General features: G+C 65.4%; 14 protein-coding genes and 1 pseudogene. 8 read left to right on the forward strand and 7 right to left on the reverse strand.

Going from position 1 to position 19,213, the window contains the following annotated elements; genetic code table 11:
* The first annotated feature begins 4 nt into the window (after positions 1 to 4).
* Positions 5 to 1,200: pseudogene (locus tag JQ603_RS38405) on the forward strand (CaiB/BaiF CoA transferase family protein).
* Positions 1,201 to 1,218: 18 nt separating this feature from the next.
* Here JQ603_RS38405 and JQ603_RS08115 read toward each other — a convergent pair.
* The gene (locus tag JQ603_RS08115; RefSeq protein ID WP_212337937.1) at positions 1,219 to 1,569 is read right to left on the reverse strand and encodes a RidA family protein; all 351 of its coding nucleotides are present in this window, start codon (positions 1,567 to 1,569) and stop codon (positions 1,219 to 1,221) included.
* A gap of 330 nt (positions 1,570 to 1,899) precedes the next feature.
* On the opposite strand from JQ603_RS08115, the gene JQ603_RS08120 reads away from it, so the two are divergent.
* Both JQ603_RS08120 and JQ603_RS08125 read left to right on the forward strand, forming a co-directional pair.
* Positions 1,900 to 4,221 carry a molybdopterin guanine dinucleotide-containing S/N-oxide reductase gene (locus tag JQ603_RS08120; RefSeq protein ID WP_212337938.1) on the forward strand — a complete coding sequence of 774 codons (2,322 nt, stop codon included), beginning with the start codon at positions 1,900 to 1,902 and terminating at the stop codon, positions 4,219 to 4,221.
* Positions 4,222 to 4,535: 314 nt separating this feature from the next.
* The gene (locus tag JQ603_RS08125; RefSeq protein WP_212337939.1) at positions 4,536 to 5,036 is read left to right on the forward strand and encodes a Dps family protein; all 501 of its coding nucleotides are present in this window, start codon (positions 4,536 to 4,538) and stop codon (positions 5,034 to 5,036) included.
* A 135-nt stretch (positions 5,037 to 5,171) separates the two neighbouring features.
* On the opposite strand, the gene JQ603_RS08130 is transcribed toward JQ603_RS08125, so the two are convergent.
* The 4 genes from JQ603_RS08130 to JQ603_RS08145 all read right to left on the reverse strand — a co-directional run bounded on the left by JQ603_RS08130 (position 5,172) and on the right by JQ603_RS08145 (position 10,959).
* Positions 5,172 to 6,158, reverse strand: coding sequence for a helix-turn-helix domain-containing protein (locus JQ603_RS08130; protein WP_212337940.1), 987 nt, complete (start codon positions 6,156 to 6,158; stop codon positions 5,172 to 5,174).
* A gap of 209 nt (positions 6,159 to 6,367) precedes the next feature.
* A complete protein-coding gene (locus JQ603_RS08135; protein ID WP_212337941.1) occupies positions 6,368 to 7,309 on the reverse strand; it encodes an alpha/beta fold hydrolase in 942 nt (313 codons plus the stop codon).
* Entirely contained in the window at positions 7,293 to 8,000 is a 708-nt protein-coding gene (locus JQ603_RS08140) for a hypothetical protein (RefSeq protein ID WP_212337942.1), read from the reverse strand. Before JQ603_RS08140 ends, JQ603_RS08135 begins: the two co-directional genes overlap by 17 nt.
* Positions 8,001 to 8,118: 118 nt before the next feature.
* On the reverse strand, positions 8,119 to 10,959 hold the full coding sequence (locus JQ603_RS08145) for an ATP-binding protein (protein WP_212337943.1): 2,841 nt from the start codon (positions 10,957 to 10,959) through the stop codon (positions 8,119 to 8,121).
* Between the two features lie 329 nt (positions 10,960 to 11,288).
* Here JQ603_RS08145 and JQ603_RS08150 point away from each other — a divergent pair, with 329 nt between their 5' ends.
* The 4 genes from JQ603_RS08150 (at position 11,289) to msrA (ending at position 13,878) form a co-directional block, all read left to right on the forward strand.
* Complete coding sequence (locus JQ603_RS08150) at positions 11,289 to 11,957, forward strand: sensor histidine kinase (RefSeq protein WP_212337944.1); 669 nt, start codon at positions 11,289 to 11,291, stop codon at positions 11,955 to 11,957.
* A 32-nt stretch (positions 11,958 to 11,989) separates the two neighbouring features.
* A complete protein-coding gene (locus JQ603_RS08155; protein ID WP_212337945.1) occupies positions 11,990 to 12,679 on the forward strand; it encodes a VOC family protein in 690 nt (229 codons plus the stop codon).
* A 128-nt stretch (positions 12,680 to 12,807) separates the two neighbouring features.
* A complete protein-coding gene (locus JQ603_RS08160) occupies positions 12,808 to 13,230 on the forward strand; it encodes an OsmC family protein (protein ID WP_212337947.1) in 423 nt (140 codons plus the stop codon).
* 132 nt (positions 13,231 to 13,362) lie between these two features.
* Entirely contained in the window at positions 13,363 to 13,878 is a 516-nt protein-coding gene (gene msrA / locus JQ603_RS08165) for a peptide-methionine (S)-S-oxide reductase MsrA (RefSeq protein ID WP_212337948.1), read from the forward strand.
* A 17-nt stretch (positions 13,879 to 13,895) separates the two neighbouring features.
* Here msrA and JQ603_RS08170 read toward each other — a convergent pair whose 3' ends face one another.
* The gene (locus JQ603_RS08170) at positions 13,896 to 16,724 is read right to left on the reverse strand and encodes an ATP-binding protein (protein ID WP_212337949.1); all 2,829 of its coding nucleotides are present in this window, start codon (positions 16,722 to 16,724) and stop codon (positions 13,896 to 13,898) included.
* Between the two features lie 295 nt (positions 16,725 to 17,019).
* Here JQ603_RS08170 and JQ603_RS08175 point away from each other — a divergent pair, with 295 nt between their 5' ends.
* Entirely contained in the window at positions 17,020 to 18,009 is a 990-nt protein-coding gene (locus JQ603_RS08175; protein ID WP_212337950.1) for a Bug family tripartite tricarboxylate transporter substrate binding protein, read from the forward strand.
* Between the two features lie 6 nt (positions 18,010 to 18,015).
* Here the strand turns inward: JQ603_RS08175 and JQ603_RS08180 are convergent, their stop codons facing one another.
* Positions 18,016 to 19,155 carry an MFS transporter gene (locus JQ603_RS08180; protein ID WP_212337951.1) on the reverse strand — a complete coding sequence of 380 codons (1,140 nt, stop codon included), beginning with the start codon at positions 19,153 to 19,155 and terminating at the stop codon, positions 18,016 to 18,018.
* Between the last annotated feature and the right edge of the window lie 58 nt (positions 19,156 to 19,213).

A 19,213-nucleotide genomic window follows, 5' to 3' on the forward strand; every position in this document is an offset into this window, starting at 1 on the left:
TGAAATGAGCGGGCCGCTCGAAGGGTTGAAGGTCCTGGATATCGCGACCATCGTCGCCGCGCCGTTCGCCGCGACGCTGCTGGCCGATTACGGCGCCGATGTGCTCAAGATCGAGATGCCGGGCCAGGGCGACGGCGTGCGCGCCTTTCCGCCGTTCAAGGACGGCAAGCCGTTGTGGTGGAAGAGCGTGAACCGCAACAAGAAGTTCGCGACGCTCGACCTGCGCAAGCCGGAAGGCGTCGAACTGTTCAAGCGGATGCTGCCGCATTTCGACGTGCTGATCGAGAATTTCCGGCCCGGGACGCTCGACCGCTGGGGATTGTCGAAGGAGGTGCTGTGGCAGATCCAGCCGCGCCTCGTCATCCTGCGTGCCACCGCCTTCGGTCAGGATGGGCCGTATCGCGACAGGCCGGGTTTCGCGCGGATCTTCGAGGCGATGGGCGGGCTCACCTACATCACGGGCGAGGCCGATGGCCAGCCGATGCATCCCGGCTATCCCCTCGGCGATGCGATCGGCGGCCTGTTCGGCGCGGTCGGCGCGCTCGCGGCCCTGTGGAAGCGGGCGAAAAATCCGGACGCGCCGGGCGAAGAGATCGATCTCGCGCTGACCGAGGCGGTGTTCCGGCTGCTCGACGTTCCGCCATCGAGTTCGACCAGTTAGGGGACGTGCGCGGCCGCATCGGAAACGGCAACGCCTATTCCGCGCCGGCGGCGGTCTACCGGACCCGCGATGACCGCTGGGTCACGCTGGCGGGCTCGACCAATGCGCTGTTTGCCGCGAATTGCCGGGCGATCGGCCGGCCGGATCTGATCGACGACCCACGCTTTTCCAACAATGCACGGCGCGTCAACCATTCGGCGGAGTTGAACGCTATCTTCGCGCAATGGTGCGGCGATCATACGCTCGAAGAGGTGCTTGCCGCTTTTGCGGCCGAGGAGGGCACATTGGCGCCGATCTACGCGATCGACCAGATCGCCGCCGATCCGCAATCCCTGGCGCGCGAGATGATCACTCGCGTACCCGATCGCCATTTCGGCTCGGTGGCGATGTCCAATGTCGTGCCGCGTTTCACGGCCGACCGTGCGCAGCTCCGCAACTCGGCCGGCGACATCGGCCAGGACAATCGCGAAATCTACCAGCGCTGGCTCGGCCTGTCGGAGGACGAGATCGCTCGCCTCGCGCAGGCGAAGGTCATCTGATGAACCGCCCGCGCGCGGCTATTGCCGGGCAGCGATCGCGGTCATCTCGAGCTTGACGCCCGGACCGAGATCGGCCACGCCGATTGCGGCCCGCGCCGGCAGATGCGCTTCTGCGAAATGCGCCTTCCAGGCTGCATTGAACTGCGCCTTCTCCTTCAGGTCGGTCATGTAGATGGTCACCTGCAGGACGTTGGCGAGGTCGGATCCGAGCGTCTTCAACAGGCGCGCCAATTGTCCGAGGACGTCGTTGGCCTGGCCCGACATATCGAGGCTGGTGTCCTCGGGGACGATTCCACCGATGTAGAGCGCACCGTTGTGCTCGACCACTTCATGGAGGAGTCCTTCGTAGGGCAAGACGCGCTGGATCATGATGACGCCGATGTTGGTTTAAGGAGATGGGCGGGCATATCGCACATTTCCTTGTCGTTGTCGCTGCAGGAGATCTCGCGTGCCTGCAAATGGTTCGACCGGGGCCTCCGAAGGTGGTCAGATAAGGCTTTGAAAATAAAAGGATAAATTTACGGTAGAATCGTCGTCGATTGCCCGCCGAATGTTCACCAAGATGCAGTTGCGCACGAGAGCCCAGCATTTCCGCCGACCCTGAGTCCGACGACATCAGGGGGTGGATCGGTATACTGCCACCGGAATTGACTCGGGGCGCGGCTGAACCGTGCCATGTCCCGGAACAAGGATCTCGCGATGGACGATACGATTGGCTTCCCCGACCCCGGCCTCGACCTCTCGGACGGCTTCAAGCCGCACACCTCCCATTGGGGTGTATTCTCGGCGCGCAACGGCGCGGCCGGGCTCGAGGTCAGGGCCTATGCGGGCGATCCCGATCCGAACGGCATCATCGATAATTTCCCCGGCGCGCTCCGCCACCAGGCGCGCATCGCGCAGCCGGCGATCCGCCGCGGCTGGCTCGAGCGCGGGCCGGGCCCGGACGACCGTCGCGGTCGTGACGAGTTCGTGTCGGTGAGCTGGGACAAGGCGCTCGACCTTCTCGGCGACGAGCTCTGCCGCATCCGCGACACGCGCGGGCCCGGCGCCGTGTTCGGCGGCTCCTATGGCTGGTCGAGCGCAGGCCGCTTCCATCACGCCCAGAGCCAGGTGCATCGCTTCCTCAACATTGCGATGGGCGGCTATGTGCGTTCGGTGAACACCTACTCCTCCGGCGCATCCTCGGTGCTGCTGCCCCAGATCCTCTGCGGTTACGAGGACATCACCAAGCGCAACGTCACCTGGGAGCAGATTGCTGATAAGACCGACATCGTGCTGGCATTCGGCGGCATGGCGTTGAAGAACTCCATGGTGGCCGGCGGTTCGATCAGCAAACATGTCGAGCGCGGCGCCATGGAAGCTGCGCGCCGGCGCGGCTGCGAGTTCATCCTGGTCAGTCCGCTGCGCGACGATCTGCCGGTCGAGGCCGGTGCGGAATGGATGAGCTGCGTGCCCGGCACCGACACCGCCTTGATGCTCGGCATCGTCCATACCTTGGTGAGCGAGAACCTCCACGACCAGGCCTTTCTCGATCGCTACACCGAGGGCTGGCCGGTTTTCCTGCGCTATCTCACCGGCGAGAGCGACGGGCAGGCGAAGCACGCCGAATGGGCTGCCGCGATCTCGGGCGTCGATGCGAGCACGATCCGCAAGCTGGCGCGCCGCCTTGCCGGGAAGCGCGCGCTGATCACCGTCTCGCACTCGCTCCAGCGCGCCGAACATGGCGAGCAGCCGGTATGGATGGGCATGGTGCTGGCGGCGGCCCTCGGCCAGATCGGCCTTCCTGGCGGCGGCTATGCCTATTCTCTCGGGGCGATCGGTTATTACGGCCGCCGCGTCAACGACGTGCCGGGTCCGACGCTGGGGCAGGGCCGCAACGGTGTCGCCGATTTCATTCCGGTGGCGCGCATCGCAGACATGCTGCTCAATCCCGGCACCACCTATCGCTACAATGGCGAGACGCGGACCTATCCGGGCATCCGCCTGGTCTACTGGGCCGGCGGCAATCCCTTCCACCACCACCAGGACATCAACCGGCTGCGCAAGGCCTTTGCGCAGCTCGACACCTTCGTCGTGCACGAGCTCGCCTGGACCGCGACGGCGCGGCACGCCGACATCGTGCTGCCTTCGACCATGACGCTCGAGCGCGAGGACATCGGCTATTCCACCAACGATCCTCTCATGGTCGCGATGCATCAGATCGCCGAGCCGTTCGGCCTTGCGCGCGACGACTACGACATCTTCGCCGATCTCGCTGATCGTCTCGGCGCGCGTGAACCCTTCACCGAGGGACGCACGTCCCGTCAGTGGCTGCAGCATCTCTACGAGCCGACCCGCGCCTCGCTCGCCAAGCGCGGCCTGGAGGCGCCGAGCTTTGACGAATTCTGGCGCCGCGGCAGCCTGGTCGTGCCGCAGCAGCCGGATGACGGCGGCCGGCTGCGCCGCTTCCGCGAGGATCCGGTCAATCATGCACTGCCGACGCCGAGCGGGCGCATCGAGATTTATTCGGCGAAGATCGCCGCCCATGGCGATGCCGATTGTCCCGGTCATCCGGTCTGGCTGGAGAAGACCGACATGCCCAAGCCCGGCGCACCGTGCTTCCTCGTCGCCAACCAGCCGGTGACGCGCCTGCACAGCCAGCTCGATTTCGGCGGCCATTCGCTTGGAGCAAAGCACCGCGGCCGCGAGGTCGCGCGCATGAACCCGGTTGACGCCGACGCGCGCGGCATCAAGGACGGCGACATCATCCGCCTGTTCAACGACCGCGGCGCGTGCCTTGCCGCCGTCCACGTCACCGACGGCATTGCGCCCGGCGTCGTGCAGCTTCCGACCGGCGCCTGGTATGATCCGATGGATCCCGAGGACGACGCCCCGCTCTGCGTTCACGGCAATCCCAACGTGCTCACCCGCGACATCGGCACCTCCTCCTTTGCGCAGGGCTGCACCGGGCAGCTGACGACGGTCGAGGTCGAGAAGTTCACCGGCAATTTGCCGCCGATCCGGGCATTCGATCCGGTGTAGGGATTGCTTCGCTGCGCTCGCGATGGCGGTGTGGGGCAGCTAACTCCAGTCCATCCCCGTCACCCTGAGGTGGCCGCCTCTTCAGCGGCCCTCGAAGGGCGACGGCCCGGTTGCATCCCCTCGGCCGTTCATCCTTCGAGGCTCTCCATGGAACGCGTTGCGTCCCATGGCTCGCACCTCAGGATGACGGAATTGGAGGCGAGTTTGACGCTGGAATATCCCCCGTGCGAATTCGAAATCGTCGCGCGCATGACGAAAGAACCACGTGCGCGGCGCTGCTAAGGGTTCGTCTCCTCACCGAAGGATCAACGAACATGACCAAGGCAGACCTTCAAAGCCCGACCGATCTCGGCGCCAACGCGAACCGCGACATCCCCGCCGCGCTGCGCGCTCTGCTCGCTGACGTCTTTGCGCTCTATCTGAAGACCAAGAACTTCCACTGGCACATGTCGGGCAGCCATTTTCGCGACTATCATCTGCTGCTCGACGAGCAGGCGGACCAGATCTTTGCGATGACCGACGACATCGCCGAACGCGCCCGCAAGATCGGCGGCACGACGCTGCGCTCGATCGGCCACATCGCGCGCGAGCAGCGCATCCTCGACAACGATGCTGACTATGTTGATCCCCTGGACATGCTGGCGGAGTTGCGCAGCGATAACCAGCAGCTCACGCGCGAGATGCGGCGCGTGCACGAGCTCTGCGACGAATATGGCGATGTCGCAACGGCAAGCCTGATCGAGAACTGGATCGACGAGGCCGAGCGACGGGTCTGGTTCCTGTACGAGTCGGGCCGCACCGGCGCGCATGGGTGATTCACCAGGCCAGGAAAAAGGGGCCGTCCTGTGTGGGAGCAGGGACGGCCCCAACTGGCTCACAGACCCGGGAGGAAGAGGGTGTGAGCCGGCGCAAGCGGCAGGGCGCTTGCGCCAAAGGCAGCGAGTGACGAGTTAAGCGGCCGCGCTGGCGATCCAGTCCCTGTCCGCAGCGGGTCGATGCCGCGGCAGCGCTTCGATCTCACAGCGCTCGCTTTTGCTGGCGAGGCGCCAACGTGCCGGGGACTCGCCGCTGATGCGCTTGAAGACGGTCGAAAAATGCGCCTGCGTAGAGAAGCCCACGGCAAGCGCGATCTCGGCCAGCGGCCGCCCGGTCGTCGCCAGCAGCGTCTTCGCATGTTCGATCCGGTGATTGAGCAGATATTCGCGCGGACGATAGCCGGTCGCGGCACGGAATTGCGCCGCAAAGTGCATCCTGGAAAGCCCGGCGACGCCCGCGAGTTCGGACAGGCTGATGCTGCGGTCGAAATGCTCGGCGATATGCTGCTCGACGCGTCGCAGCCGCCATTTCGGCAGCGCATTGACCCGCGCGCGTGGCGGCTCGAGCCGCGTGAGATGCATCGCAAGGGTCTGGCCGATACAGCGCGCGAATTGATGGTCCGCGGCATCGCCACGCTCGATCAGCGCCTTGGCGAGTTCGGCGGCGAGCGGATCGCGCAGGAGGACGAGATCGCCAAGCCCGTCGGTCGCGGGCGATTGCATCGGGAATTGGTCCACCGCGATGTGGAAGTGCAGGAAGGCGCAGGGCGCCTGGAATTGCGCACAGAGAGGTTTTGACGGCGCGCTGACATAGAGCGTGCCTGCGGGCATGGTGCCGTCGAAAATGATCTGGCGATCACGCGTCAATTTCGCGCGGGTGGTCTTCAGGGCGATGCCGACGAAATAGCGATCCTCCGGGGTCGTCGCGACATGCGACGAGCTGTCTCTCAAATCTTCCCATCGCGAAATCGCGATGTCCTCCGTCGCCGCATTCGGGCCGCGCTCGAGCCGGCGCCATCCGCTCTCGCTGGAAATCGGCTGTGCGGCCTGATGCACCTGGTGATCCCGCGGGCCGGCCTGAAGATCAATCCAGGCATGTGCCGCCTGCAAGTCGGTAAACATCGCTCATTCTCTCCGCATCGCGGTCGCTGGCGACCGGCAAACTTTCAAGCCCAAAGCCTTCACCAGACTTTCGAGAAGGCTTTCCATGCTCGGAGGATAGGCGTGGGCCCGGCAAGAAGCCCGTTAGTGGTGATTAGGATGTGTTAGATTTTGTGCGAGCGCACATGGTGTGACAGCTCGTCGCAGTTGGTCTGACTTCATCAAGCTTTTCAATTCGTTGTGCCGAGCCGCGCGAGGAATCCGCGCACGAGCGTAGCGATCTCGTCGGTCGCCTCGTCCAGTGCGAAGTGACCGGCTTCGAGCATGTGGACCTCGGCATCCGGCACATCGTCGCGATAGGCGGTGGCGCCGGCGACGGTGAAGGAGGGATCGTATTTGCCCCAGACCACCAGCATCGGCGGCCGCGTCCTGCGCAGCCAGTCCTGCCACTTCGGATAGGACGCGACGTTGGTCCGGTAATCCAGGAACAATGTGGTCTGGATCTCCGCCTGGCCGGGACGCGTCAGGAACGCGTATTCGTCGATCCAGGTGTCAGGGTCGTAGCGCTCCGGATGCGCACTGGAGCCGAGGTGGCGCTGGCGCGTCGCCTCCAGAGACGTGAAGTTGGCCTTGAGCGCCTCGAGCTCATGAGCGGGATCGGCCCAGTATTTGCGGCGCGCTTCCCAGAGCGGGCTCAGACCTTGCTCATACGAAACGGCGTTCTGGATGATGAGGCCGCGGATACGTTCGGGATGTGCCAGCGCGATGCGAAAGCCGACCGGACCGCCATAGTCCTGCATCAACAGGACGTAGCTGGTGAGGCCGAGCTTCGCGATGAGCTCGCCGATCACGTCGGCGATGTTGTCGAATGTGTAGCTGAACTCGGACGGCGGCGGCGCGCTGCTGTGGCCAAAACCGGGATAGTCCGGCGCGATCAGGTGATGTCTGTCGGCGAGCAGCGGCAGCAACGGCTCCCACATCCGCGATGACGAGGGAAACCCGTGGAGCAACAGCACGGCCGGCGCGTCCACGGGCCCGGCCTCGCGGTAGAAGATCTTCAGGCCGCTCACATCGACGCTGTGATAGCTGATCGAGCGACGGCTTGATCGCAGATCATCTGCCGGGGCCCGTACGTTCGTTGGCGCGTCGCCGCTGCTACTCGAAGACGGCATCAAAAATCTCGACATCCATGAGCACGGGTTTTGCGATCACGGTTCCGTCAGGCTGCAGCGCCTGTGCACGCCGCAGCGTCGGCACCACGATGCCGCCGAAACTGTCATGGGCCCAGGAGTAATGAGCGACCTTCATCCCGAAGAGATCGTGATCCGTTCGCCGCTGCAGCGCGTTCTCATCGAAATAGAAGGTCTGATCGGACGCGAGCGTGATCAGGCTCGGGGGGAATTGCGCGCGCAGCCGCCGCCAGGTTTCGGTGTTCTCGCGCCACGGCGGCAGTTCTTCCAGCACGACACCGGGATGGGCGAGCAGGAATGGATGGATCAGATAATTCCAGATCGCGACGCCGCAGAAGAACACGAGGTGCAGCTCGTCCGCGAGCGCAGCAGAGCCGGCCTCGGGGAATGCAAGGCTCGGATTGCGCCAGGTCCGCAGCACCTCGCCATCGGGGCTTTCGATCGTGATCGCGTCCGGTTGAAAGGAGCCCGAGTACTCCCCGCCAGTGATGCCGGTGAAACGGACGGACTGCGTTCGCGTCGAGCCTTCCGCGGTCACATCCTTGAACTCCCTGGCATGTCCGGCGCTTGCGAACAGTGTTCCGCCGACGGACAAATGGAGCGTGAACCGGTTCAAGCTGTTCCAGCGGGCCAAACCGCCGCTGGCATCGATTACATCGTCAAGGAGAGCCATGTCGCGCCATATTCACCGTGAGGTGCCACCACCATGGCGGGGCGCTTGCGGATTGGCGTGTTAGAAGTTGTTAGGAGTTGCGAGCGGGGATTTAGTCGGTATCCCGTTGAACACGCTGTTAATTCAGCGCGTCCAGCAGTCCCGTTGCGGCGACCAGATCACGAGTCGCGAGGCCCTCTTGGTAGCGCGCCACGAGTGGGGCGAGCAGGTCGCGTGCGTCGCGGGCTTTTCCTGCCTGGCGCCAGATGCGGCCGAGGCTGATCGCTCCGCGAAGCTCCCAGCCGAGAGCGCATTGCCGGCGCGACAGATCTAGCGATTTGAGTAAGCAGCTTTCGGCTTCCGCCGCGTTGCCCGAGTGGGCCAGAATATCGCCCTTGACCCTGAGCATCTCCGGCATGTCGAAGGCTTCGCCGTGATCGGGAATCTGGGCAATCGCTTCATTGATCGTGCGTAGGGCCTCGCCGGTCTGGTTCTGCGCTGCGAGACCCTCCGCGAGCGCCGTCGCATACACCGTCGTCATGATCCGGTGCCGCGTCGCATAGAGCGTCGCCTGGCTGCGGCGGAGATGCTCGATGCCGCCGGCAAGGTCGCCGCGGCGCAGCAGCAGCTCGCCCTTCTGGCCGATCCCGACGGCGTGATAGGGACCGAGGAAGTGCCGCGCCGAATGCTCGATCAGCCGCTCTATCAAGGTTTCTGCGTTGGCCCAGTCGCCGACCCAGAGAAAGACGTAGATGGTCCAGACCAGGGAAATGCCGAGCGTGAGCGGCTGTTCGAGCAGCTCGGCCTCGCGCACCGTGTATCTGGCCGCCTCGACCGCGCGATCGGGTCGGCCGGTGAGCCACAGCCCGCGCGCCAGCGCCACCAGCGCGACGATGCGGTCGTCATAGCCGAGATGTCCGATGTTCAGCCGCTGCGAGCCGGGATTGTGCACCATCGCGCTCTCGCAGAACTGCACGGCCTTGTCCTGGTTGCCGATCAAATGGTGCGCGACGCCGAGCATCCATTCCACGTTCAGCGTTGCGGCGGGATCGTTCAGCTTGCGCGCAACACTCTCGCTATCTTCGCCGGTGCCGAGCGCGCCATGGAAATCTCCGACCCTGGTCAGGTAGATGTGCAAGCCGCGCAGCAGCCAGAGCTGCCAGTGCAAATCCTCGAGCTCGCGGGCAAGCTGCAGGCTGCGCGTGAATGCCGCGCGGACCGTCTCCGTATTGCCTTGCGTGAACATCACGGAGACGCCGAGCGCGGCCTGCAGCGTCATCTCCTGGCGGCTGTCGATCGTATCAGTATCGAGAGACGCGAGAGCCTGCTGCGTCCAGCGAAAACACTCCGTCAGCAAGGTCAGCTCGAGGAAGAACTGGGCGGCCGAGGCTGCGAGATCGACGCCGATTGCCCGGTCGCCGCCGTCCGAGAAGCTCCAGGTCAGCGCGGCCCGGACATTGGGCAAATGGTCGGCATAGGGCAGAAAACCGCCCGCGGTCCGCAGCCCCGAGGATTTGAGTGCGATGTCGCGCAGGACATCGCGGAAATATTCGGCGTGTGCACGCGCGATGCGGTCCGCTTCCCCTTTCTCGACGAGCTTGTCGCCGACGAAGGTGCGGGTGGTGTCGAGCAGGCGATAGCGCAGCCGCCGCTCCGCAGGCGAGGTTGCGATCAGCGATTTGGAAAGCAGGTTCGAGATCGCCTCGACCGCCTCGGCTTCGCCGATGCCCTGGCTGGATGCGACCGCAAGTGCGGCCTCCAGCGTGAACGGCCCGACGAACACCGACAATCCGCGCAGCGTCGCGCTCTCGGCTTCTGGCAGCAGATCGTAGCTCCAGGCGAGCGCCGCGCTCAAAGTCTGATGCCGCGGGATCGCGGTGCGCCGTCCCCGCCACAGCAGCGAGAAGCGGCTGTCGAGCAGCGAGGCGGTCCCTGCGATGCCGTAGGCGTTGACGCGTCCGGCTGCGAGCTCGATCGCGAGCGCAATGCCGTCCAGCCGCCGGCAGATTTCGGCGACGAGCGGCGCGTCCTCCTCGCTGAGCTCGAACTCGCTCAGGCTCTCGGCAATGCGTTCCACGAAGAGTTGGCTTGCAGGATAGGCAAGGATGTCGGCAATGCCGAGTCCGTCGCGGTCGGGCGGGCAATCCAGCGGAAACAGCCGGTGCACGCGTTCGCCTTCGGTGCGAAAGGATTCGCGGCTGGTGGCGAGAACGTGCAGCTCGCCGGCCTCCTGGACGAGGCGCTCGGCCACGGGGGCGAGTTCGTCGAGGATGTGCTCGCAGCTGTCGAACACCAGCAGCGAACGCCGGCTGCGCAGGAAAGTCAGCAGGCCCGGCATCGGGTCGTCGGAATTGACCGTCAGGCCGAGGGCGGCGGCGATCGTTCCGGGGACGAGGCCGGCATCGGTGAGCGCGCCGAAATCGACGAAGCACACCTGGCCGTCGAAGGCCTCCAGCTCGCGATGGGCGACGGCGAGTGCGACCGAGGTCTTGCCGATCCCGCCGGGGCCGACGATGGTGACAAAGCGATGCAGGGCGAGCCCGGCGGAAATTTTCGCGATGGCGTCGTCCCGCCCGATCATCCTTGCAAGCGGCGACGGCAGCGCGTGGCGCGAACTGACGGGGCTGGCCCGGCCGTCAGAAGCAGCAGGGCGGAGCAGCGGGGCCGCGAAGCAATAGCCGCGTCCGGGAACGTTGACGACGTAGCGCGAGCCTTCGCCGGAATCGCCCAGCACCTTGCGCAACGTCGTGATGTGGAAGCGCAGGCTGCCTTCGTCGACATTCACGTCGGACCACACCTGCTTGATCAACTCCCGCTTGTCCACGACCTCGCCGGCGCGTGCGGCAAGAAAAATCAGGATGTCGAGCGCGCGGCCGCCGAGATGAAGCGGGACGCCGTCCTTCTCCAGCAGCCGCGACTTTGCAAACAGCCGGAATGGTCCGAAGGAAATGGCCGAATCCTGGTCGCTTGTATCCGGCACGAGTCAATGGTTCCAGTGGAGGGTTGCTGTCTGCAACTTTGGTCTAGCAGAACGACGTTGCGAGTAAACTGGTCGAAAGTGGCGGAATCGCGTGGCGATCGCCGCAGTCTCCGGAGAATAACCGCGGCAAATTTTGCTTAAACGCGAGCGGCTTATGACGCAGCCCGCGACAATTCGTCAGTGTGCTTGACCGTCGCGACGGCAGTCTCCGCTGCCGGATTGTGACGCCGTCGATCATAACAGAATCTTGCAACGTCTAACGGGCAAAACGCGCGCGACGCATCCAGTATGGCCTTCGAGTTAGATCCTGTTCCAACGGGGAGGTTATCATGTCCGCCATCGGTTCGATGCCGCACGGCAGCGCCGTTCGACCTCAGTTTGTCACAGGTCTCGACGATCGATCGCGTGATTGGGAGCTCGTGTTGCGGGAATTCCATCACCGCATGAAGAACACGCTGACGCTGCTGAGTGCGTCAGTCCGCCGCGACTTCACGCGGGCCGGCAGCAGGGACATGTCGCTGGCGGTGGATCGGTTCGAGCGCCGCATCGTTGCCTTTGGCAGGCTCTATCAGCTCTTGTCCGACCACGACGATCCCTTGGCGGTCTCCGTCGCGCCCTTCTTTGAAAATCTGTGCGGGGCGCTCTCCGAGGCGGTGCTGGAGCCGGCGGCCATCCGCTGCGAAGTGGCCATCGAAGGTGGCGTGTTGTCTGCATCACGATGTCATCGCCTCGCACTGATGCTGACGGAGCTGGTCACGAATGCGGCAAAGCACGCCTTCCCGAACAAGAACGGCGCCCTGATCCGCATCGACGTCGCGCGCCGCGACGGCGCCTGGGTCTGCACGGTGGCCGACAACGGCATTGGTGCGATCGGTCCGCTCCAGGGCACCGGCAGCCTCATCCTCGAAGCGCTTGCCCGCAGCGTTCATGCACGGCTGCATGGCGAAGCCCGGCAGGGCGGCACGCGGGTGAGCATCGTGATGCCGGCCGACGCTTGAAGGATCCCTCACTCACACCACGGGAGTTCGACATGACCACACTCGAAATCGATCGCGACGCCGGGACCAGGCCCTCGACATCGCGCAGCGTTGACATGAAGCTCGAAGTCGTCGTCATTCCGGTGTCCGACGTGGATCGCGCCAAGGCGTTCTACGCGCGCCTCGGCTGGCGAATGGACGCCGATTTCGCCTCGGGCGACGAGTGGCGCGTGATCCAGTTCACACCGCCGGGGTCGGCCTGCTCGGTGATCTTCGGCAAGAATGTCACGGCGGCGGCGCCCGGCTCGGCACGCGGTCTGTATCTGATCGTCTCCGATCTGGAGGCCGCGCGGAAGGATCTGCTCGACCGCGGCGTTGCTGTCAGCGAACCCTTCCACGGTGCCGGCGATCTCCACGCAGGCCCCGATGAGCCGTATCTGTTCGGCAGCGTCCGGGTCAGCGGCGCTGACCCGAAGCGTGGCAGCTACAGCTCATTCGCCTCGTTCAGCGATCCCGACGGCAATGGCTGGCTGTTCCAGGAGGTCACGACGCGACTGCCGGGACGCATCGAGAGCGGCGGCACGACGTTCGCTTCGACGACCGATCTGGCGGCGGCACTGCGTCGCGCCTCAGTCGCGCATGGCGAGCACGAGAAGCGCACTGGGGGACACGACGAGAACTGGGCGGACTGGTACGCCGACTACATCGTGCGCGAGCAGGCCGGTCAGGAGCTGCCAACCTGAAGCAACCGCATTCTCGGACCACGGCGCGCGATGATTTGGGCTTCGCGCGCCGGCGACAGGCGGTCACGCTGATGTCGCCTTCAGCCGGTACGGAGCGTCGGTGCCAACAACAAGCAAGGAGAACTGAGATGATCCGCAAGGCAACAGCAGTCTGGAAGGGAACCGGTCGCGATGGCGCGGGCCATCTGTCGAGCGAATCCGGCGTGCTTGCCGGCACGCCCTATTCGTTCAAGACCCGCTTCGAGAACGAGAAGGGCACCAATCCCGAAGAGTTGATCGCTGCGGCCCATGCCGGCTGTTTCACCATGGCGCTGGCCTTCGGCCTGCAGATGGCGGGTTTCACGCCGGACGAGCTCTCGACGGAGGCAGCCGTCACGCTCGAGCCCGAAGGCAAGGGCTTCAAGATCAGCAAGTCGGCGCTGACCTTGCGCGCAAAAGTGCCGAACCTCGACGACGCCGGCTTTGCCCGCATCGCCGGCGAAGCCGAGAAGAATTGCCCGGTGTCGAAGGTGCTCAACGCCGCGATCACGCTCGACGCCAAATTGGGCTAGAGGCGCGCTTTATATTCCGGGTCCATCCGGTTCTGGGAACCGGGTGGACACGCTTGGCTTTCGGCCGGGCGGCCGAAGGCATATGATGAGTCCGATGCAGAACGGACAGAGTGGTCAAGTGGGAGTGGACAGATGACGACTGAGCGCGCAGTTTTGGCCGGAGGCTGTTTCTGGGGCATGCAGGATCTCATCCGCAAGCAGCCGGGCGTGATCTCCACCCGCGTCGGCTACACCGGTGGCCACGTGAAGAATGCCACCTACCGCAATCATGAAGGCCACGCCGAAGCCATCGAGATCATCTTCAATCCAGCGAAGACCGGCTTCCGGGCCATGCTGGAGTTCTTCTTCCAGATCCACGACCCGACCACGCTCAACCGCCAGGGCAATGATCTCGGCACGAGCTATCGTTCAGCGATCTTCTATACCAGCGACGAGCAGAAGCGGGTTGCCGAAGACACCATCGCCGACGTCGAGGCGTCCGGCCTGTGGCCCGGCAAGGTGGTGACCGAGGTCGCGCCCGCAGGCGAGTTCTGGGAAGCCGAGCCCGAGCATCAGGATTATCTCGAGCGTTATCCCGACGGCTACACCTGCCACTTCATCCGGCCGGACTGGAAGCTGCCGCGCCGCGCGACGGCGGTAGGAGGCTAGCGCGCATCGGTGCGCGGTCAGTTCCGTAGTTGCGCCATCAATTCGCGCGCGGTGCGCTTGTCGGCGATCTCGGTTCCCTCCGTGAACGATCTGGAGACGTTCTCCAGAACGGCCAGAGCCTCGGCGCTCTGGCCGGCCCCGCCCATCAGCCGCGCGAGGCTGATCGCGCAGCGCAATTCCCAGAAGCGAGCGTCCTGCCGGACGGCCATATCCATGGCGTTGCGAAAGTGCGCTTCGGCGCCCTCTGAGTTCCTCGCGCTCCTGAGCATCAACTCCCCTTTGATGCGGATCAGCTCCGGCAGATACCACAGCTCCTGCCGGTCATTGCAGCGGGTCAGGGCGTCCTCGATCACGTCGAGGCCGCGGTCGACCTGATCGGCCTCGCCAGAGCACGCTGCAAGCTCGCCGAGCAAAGGAAGGAAGCGCGGCAGGAAGCGCGCATCGCCGGCGCGGTTGAGCTCCTCGCGCAGCAGCGGCAGGCCGGTCGCAACGTCGCCGCGCCTGGCGATGACCGCCGCGTTGAAGGCCCGCGCCCACAATCCCCACAGCCGGATCGCGTGACGTTCGGTGTGCTCGAGCAGCTCGGTGCCGTGGCGTTCCGCAGCGTCGAAATCGCCGGCCCAGAAGGCGATCGGGCAGGCGGCCTGCCCCAGCACGCTGCAGAAGGTCAGGGCGTGGCCGTTGGCACGGCCCTCCTCGATGTTTCTGGCGGCGAGCGCCTGGGCCTGGTCGGCGAGACCCTGCAGCCACAGGATGCGGGCGCGGAAATATTGCGTAGAGATCCTGAGATCGAGCGGAAAGATCTTCGGCTTCTCCGCCAGCACATGCAGCGAGGCATGCACCCGGTCGATGCGCAGCCGTGCGTCGTTCTGGTCGCCGAGATAGTGCAGCGCGACGGCCGTCAGCCGGTCGCCCAGCATCACATCGGTCTTGTCGGTCGAGTTCGCCGCCGCGTTCGCAAAACGATCGGCGAACGCACGGGCCTTGCCGAACTGTCCGTTGTTGAACTGGTCGATGCACAGGCCCCACAGCGCGCGCAGCCGGAAATCCTTGTCGTCGAGCCGGTCGGCAAGTTCGAGGGTCGTTTCCAGGATCGGGCGCGCCTCGCGCGCGCGGCCTTCGCCATACATCAGCGACCAGCCGAGTGCCGACAGGAGCTGCATGCGGATACGGTCGTCGCCGGTGTCGCCGAGCGCCGCGAGTGCCGTCCTGCATCGTTCGCGGCATTCGGCGAACAGGGAAAGCCGCACCCACAGCGTGACCGCGGCCGCCGTCAGCGCGATTCCCAGCTCGGCATCGCCATCGGGCGCGAAAGCCCAGTCGAGCGCCGCGCGCACATTGTCCAGCTCCGCGCCATAGATGCCGATCCATTCGGGCTGCGGCGTCGATGTGTCGGCCTCGGCGTGCGCGAAGAAGTCGCGAAAATGCTCGGCATGGCGGCGTGCGAACTGCCTGGTTTCGCCGAGCGCACCGAGCTTTCCCTGAGCGTAGGCCCGCGTCGTGTCGAGCAGGCGATAGCGCAGCGTCCGCGAGCCGGATGGTGAGATCAGCGACTTGGTGACCAGGCTGTCGATGGCCTCCAACGTTTCCGATGCGCTGAGGCCGTCACCGGATGCAACCGCGGCAGCCGCCTCCGGCGCGAAAGGCCCGGCGAATACCGAGAGCCGGCGCAGGGTCGCGCTCTCGGCCGCAGGCAAAAGGTCGTAGCTCCAGTCGAGCGCGGCGGCGAGGGTCTGGTGCCGCGGCACGGCCGTGCGCCGGCCACGCCATTGCAGCGAGAAGCGGCTGTCGAGTAGCGATGCGGTGCCGGCGATGCCGTAGGCGTTGACCCGCCCCGCCGCGAGTTCGATCGCCAGCGCAATGCCGTCGAGGCGCCGGCAAATGCTCGCGACCAGCGGCGCTTCGTCCGCACTGAGCTGGAACGGGCCGGAACTCTGCGCGATGCGCTCGACGAAGAGCTGGGCGGCGGGATAGGTGAGGACCTCGGCGACCTCGATCCCCTCGCGCTCGGGCGGACAATCCAGCGGGAACAGCCGGAAGATGCGCTCGCCCTCGCTGCGGAACGATTCGCGGGTGGTTGCGAGAACGCGAAGCTGCGGCGCCTCGCGAACGATGTGCTCGACGAGCGGGGCCAGATTGTCCAGCACATGTTCGCAGCTGTCGAGGATCAGCAGGGCCGGGCCGACCTTGAGGAACGTCAACAGGGCCGGCGTCGGATTCTCGGCGCTGATGGTCAGGCCGAGCGCGGAGGCGATGGTGGTTGCGACGTGGCCGGCATCCCGTAGCGGGCCGAAGTCGACGAAGAAGACCCGTCCGCCAAAATCCTGGGAGCGGCGATGCCCGACAGCGATGGCGACGGCCGTCTTGCCGATGCCGCCCGGGCCGACCAGGGTCATGAAGCGATGCAGCGAGAGTCCACTCGATATCTTTTCGACGACCTCCTCCCGTCCGACCATTTTCGAGAGCGGCGCGGGGAGGGCGCGGGGCGGCAGGATGTCGATGGTAGGCTGCGCGGCTGGCGGGGCGAGCGAGGCGACGAAGCAATAGCCGCGGCCGGGCACGTTGACGACGTAGCGCGCCGATTTGCCGGTATCGCCGAGCGCTTTGCGCAGCGCTGCGACATGGAAGCGCAGGCTGCCCTCGTCGACATTGACGTCGGCCCAGATGCGCTTGACCAGCTCTCTCTTGTCGACGACTTCGCCGGGCCGCTCGGCCAGGAAAATGAGGATGTCGAGCGCGCGGCCGCCGACATGGAGCGGCGACCCCTCCTTCTCCAGGAGCCGGGACTTTGGAAACAGTCGAAAGGGCCCAAATGAAATGGCCGAGTCTTCGCTACGATCTGGCACGCGCCATTGCCCCCGCGACGGGAGTCAAAAGGTATTCGTTTGTGGTTTATCAGAACGAACCGTACAGTAAACTGGCCGAAAGCAGTGGGCAGGGCCAACAGCCCTGCGTGGACCGCGTGGGTCGGCCGTCTTCCGAAATATTGTTTTAAAAGTAACGGCTTAGAGCACATGACATGGCGGTGACGCCGCCGCTAGTCCGGACGGAGCATTGACGTCGGTCGCCGATTGCTGCGAAGCGGATCGTCCGGGAGCGGGTCTTGCCTCGGGCCGTGACAATCGACTTCCGGATTCCAATATGCCCTCCTTCTCGCGGCGACAGATCGTCCATGCATTGTCGGGCGCAGCTGCGCTTGCGGCGATTCCGCGCAGTGGACAGACCGCCGACTATCCATCCCGTCCGATTCGCCTGGTGATCCCGTACGGGGCTGGCGGATCGGGCGATCAGATCGGGCGCCCCTGGGCAGAGAGGATGTCGTCGCTGCTCGGATCCGTCTTCATCGAAAACATCACCGGCGCGGGCGGCGCAATCGGGACAGCGGCAGTCGCGCGCGAGAAGCCCGACGGCTACTCGTTGCTGCTCGGAAACGACAGCACGCAGGCGGCCATTCCGCTGCTATCGCAAAATCCGTCCTATGCGATGGACGATTTCCGCGCCATCTGCCGCCTCATCACCAGCGCGCTTGTTTTCGTTGTCCATCCGTCGGTCCCCGTCACGAATCTGCGTGAGCTGATTGCCTACGCGAAAGCCAATCCGGGAAAGCTGTCCTACGGGACACCCGGTATCGGCAGCGGAAATCATCTCGTCGGCGAAGCCTTCAAGCTGCAGGCGGGCGGACTGGACATCGTCCATGTCCCGTATCGGGGCATCGCGCAGGCTAGCAACGACCTTCTCGCCGGCCAGATCCCTCTCATCATTGCCGTGATGTCGGTGCAATTGCAGCAGTGGAGCGAGGCCGGCAAGATCCGGATGATCGCGGTCGCCACCGAAAAGCGGCTGAGCGTGGCCCCCGATATCCCGACCGCCATCGAATCCGGCATGCCGGGCCTCCGCTATGACGGCTGGTTCGGCCTGTTCGCGCCCCGGCAGACCAACGATGCGATCATCGACCGGATCGCCCAGGCGACGCGCATTGCCATGGCCGACAAGGCGATGCAGGCCAATTACCGTGCCGAGGGCATGGAGCCGGACAGCGACTCGAATCCGGCCGAATTCCAGCGTCTCGTCGAGGCGACTTCGGCGAGCCTGGCGCGCATGATCAAATCGATCGGGCTGAACAGGTTTTGAGACGACTCAACCGGTGGGGCGCGTGACGATGCGCGCCGACAATGTGACCAGACCCATCAGCGCGGCCAGAAGCCAGAACGCCGTCGGCAATCCGCCGATACGCGCGACGAAGCCGACGCCGGCAGGACCGATCAGGATGCCGGCATAGCCCGCAGTCGTGATCGCGGCGACGGCGAGGCCGGTGGGCATCACCGTCTGCCATGCTGCCCGGCGGAACAGCACCGGCACGAGATTCGACGCGCCGAGGCCGATCAGCAGGAAGCCGGTCATCGCAACCGCCGCGATGGGCGCTGTGAGCAGCACCACGAAGCCTCCGATCGCAATGAGGCTGCCCCAGAACAATGTCGCGCGGTCTCCGATGCGCGCGACGACGGCGTCGCCGCCGAGCCGCCCCACGGTCATCGCGATCGAGAACACGATGTAGCCGGTCCCGCCTTGCGCCTCCGGGACGAGGCCTGCACCAATCACCAGCAGCGCGCCCCAGTCGAGCATCGCGCCTTCGACGAGGAAGGTGATGGCGCCGAGCAGCGCGAGCAGGAGGACGGAGCCGTGCGGAAGCACCAGGAGCGGCCCGTCCTGCACCTGCACGGAGCGCAGCAGCCGGGGCGACGTCACCATCATCGCGATCAGCATCAGGACCGAGCAGATCAGCGTGCAGGCGAGCGCGCCGAGCCCCAGCGAGAGCAGCGCGGTCATCAGCGCCGATCCGGCAAAACCGCCGATGCTGAACAGGGCGTGGAAACCGGACATCAGCGGAATTTTTGCGGCGCGCTCCACCTCCACCGCATGGATGTTCATGGCGACGTCGATCGAGCCGAGCGCGGCGCCGAATGCGAACAGCGCCAGGGCCAGCGATGCGGGCGAGTTCGCGATCGCGAGCAAGGGCAGCACCAGCGCGAGACCGAGCCCGCCGGCGACGATGATCGGCCTGCTGCCGTAGCGCGCGCTCATGATCCCGGTCAGCAGCATAGCGACGACTGAGCCGATGCCGAGGCTGAGCAGGAGCAGTCCGAGCATGCCGTCGTCGACGCCGAGCCGCGTCTTCGCGAACGGCACCAGCGGCGCCCAGCACGCGATGCCGAAGCCCGCGACAAGGAAGGCAAGCCGCGTCGCAAGGCGTGTCGCCGGCCGGTCGGCGGAAGACATTGGAACTCCGGGGAAGCGCGATGAAGGAGGCGAGGCCGAAAAGCCCGACGATTGCCGC

The organism is Bradyrhizobium liaoningense, from assembly GCF_018130825.1.
Taxonomy (GTDB): domain Bacteria; phylum Pseudomonadota; class Alphaproteobacteria; order Rhizobiales; family Xanthobacteraceae; genus Bradyrhizobium; species Bradyrhizobium liaoningense_B.

Coding starts and splice junctions, on each gene's coding strand:
- JQ603_RS08175 (WP_212337950.1), top strand. CDS start 17,020: ATGCCCTCCTTCTCGCGGCGACAGATCGTCCATGCATTGTCGGGCGCA.
- JQ603_RS08160 (WP_212337947.1), top strand. CDS start 12,808: ATGATCCGCAAGGCAACAGCAGTCTGGAAGGGAACCGGTCGCGATGGC.
- JQ603_RS08150 (WP_212337944.1), top strand. CDS start 11,289: ATGTCCGCCATCGGTTCGATGCCGCACGGCAGCGCCGTTCGACCTCAG.
- JQ603_RS08155 (WP_212337945.1), top strand. CDS start 11,990: ATGACCACACTCGAAATCGATCGCGACGCCGGGACCAGGCCCTCGACA.
- JQ603_RS08120 (WP_212337938.1), top strand. CDS start 1,900: ATGGACGATACGATTGGCTTCCCCGACCCCGGCCTCGACCTCTCGGAC.
- JQ603_RS08135 (WP_212337941.1), bottom strand. CDS start 7,309: ATGCCGTCTTCGAGTAGCAGCGGCGACGCGCCAACGAACGTACGGGCC.
- JQ603_RS08115 (WP_212337937.1), bottom strand. CDS start 1,569: ATGATCCAGCGCGTCTTGCCCTACGAAGGACTCCTCCATGAAGTGGTC.
- JQ603_RS08140 (WP_212337942.1), bottom strand. CDS start 8,000: ATGGCTCTCCTTGACGATGTAATCGATGCCAGCGGCGGTTTGGCCCGC.
- JQ603_RS08180 (WP_212337951.1), bottom strand. CDS start 19,155: ATGTCTTCCGCCGACCGGCCGGCGACACGCCTTGCGACGCGGCTTGCC.
- JQ603_RS08130 (WP_212337940.1), bottom strand. CDS start 6,158: ATGTTTACCGACTTGCAGGCGGCACATGCCTGGATTGATCTTCAGGCC.
- JQ603_RS08125 (WP_212337939.1), top strand. CDS start 4,536: ATGACCAAGGCAGACCTTCAAAGCCCGACCGATCTCGGCGCCAACGCG.
- msrA (WP_212337948.1), top strand. CDS start 13,363: ATGACGACTGAGCGCGCAGTTTTGGCCGGAGGCTGTTTCTGGGGCATG.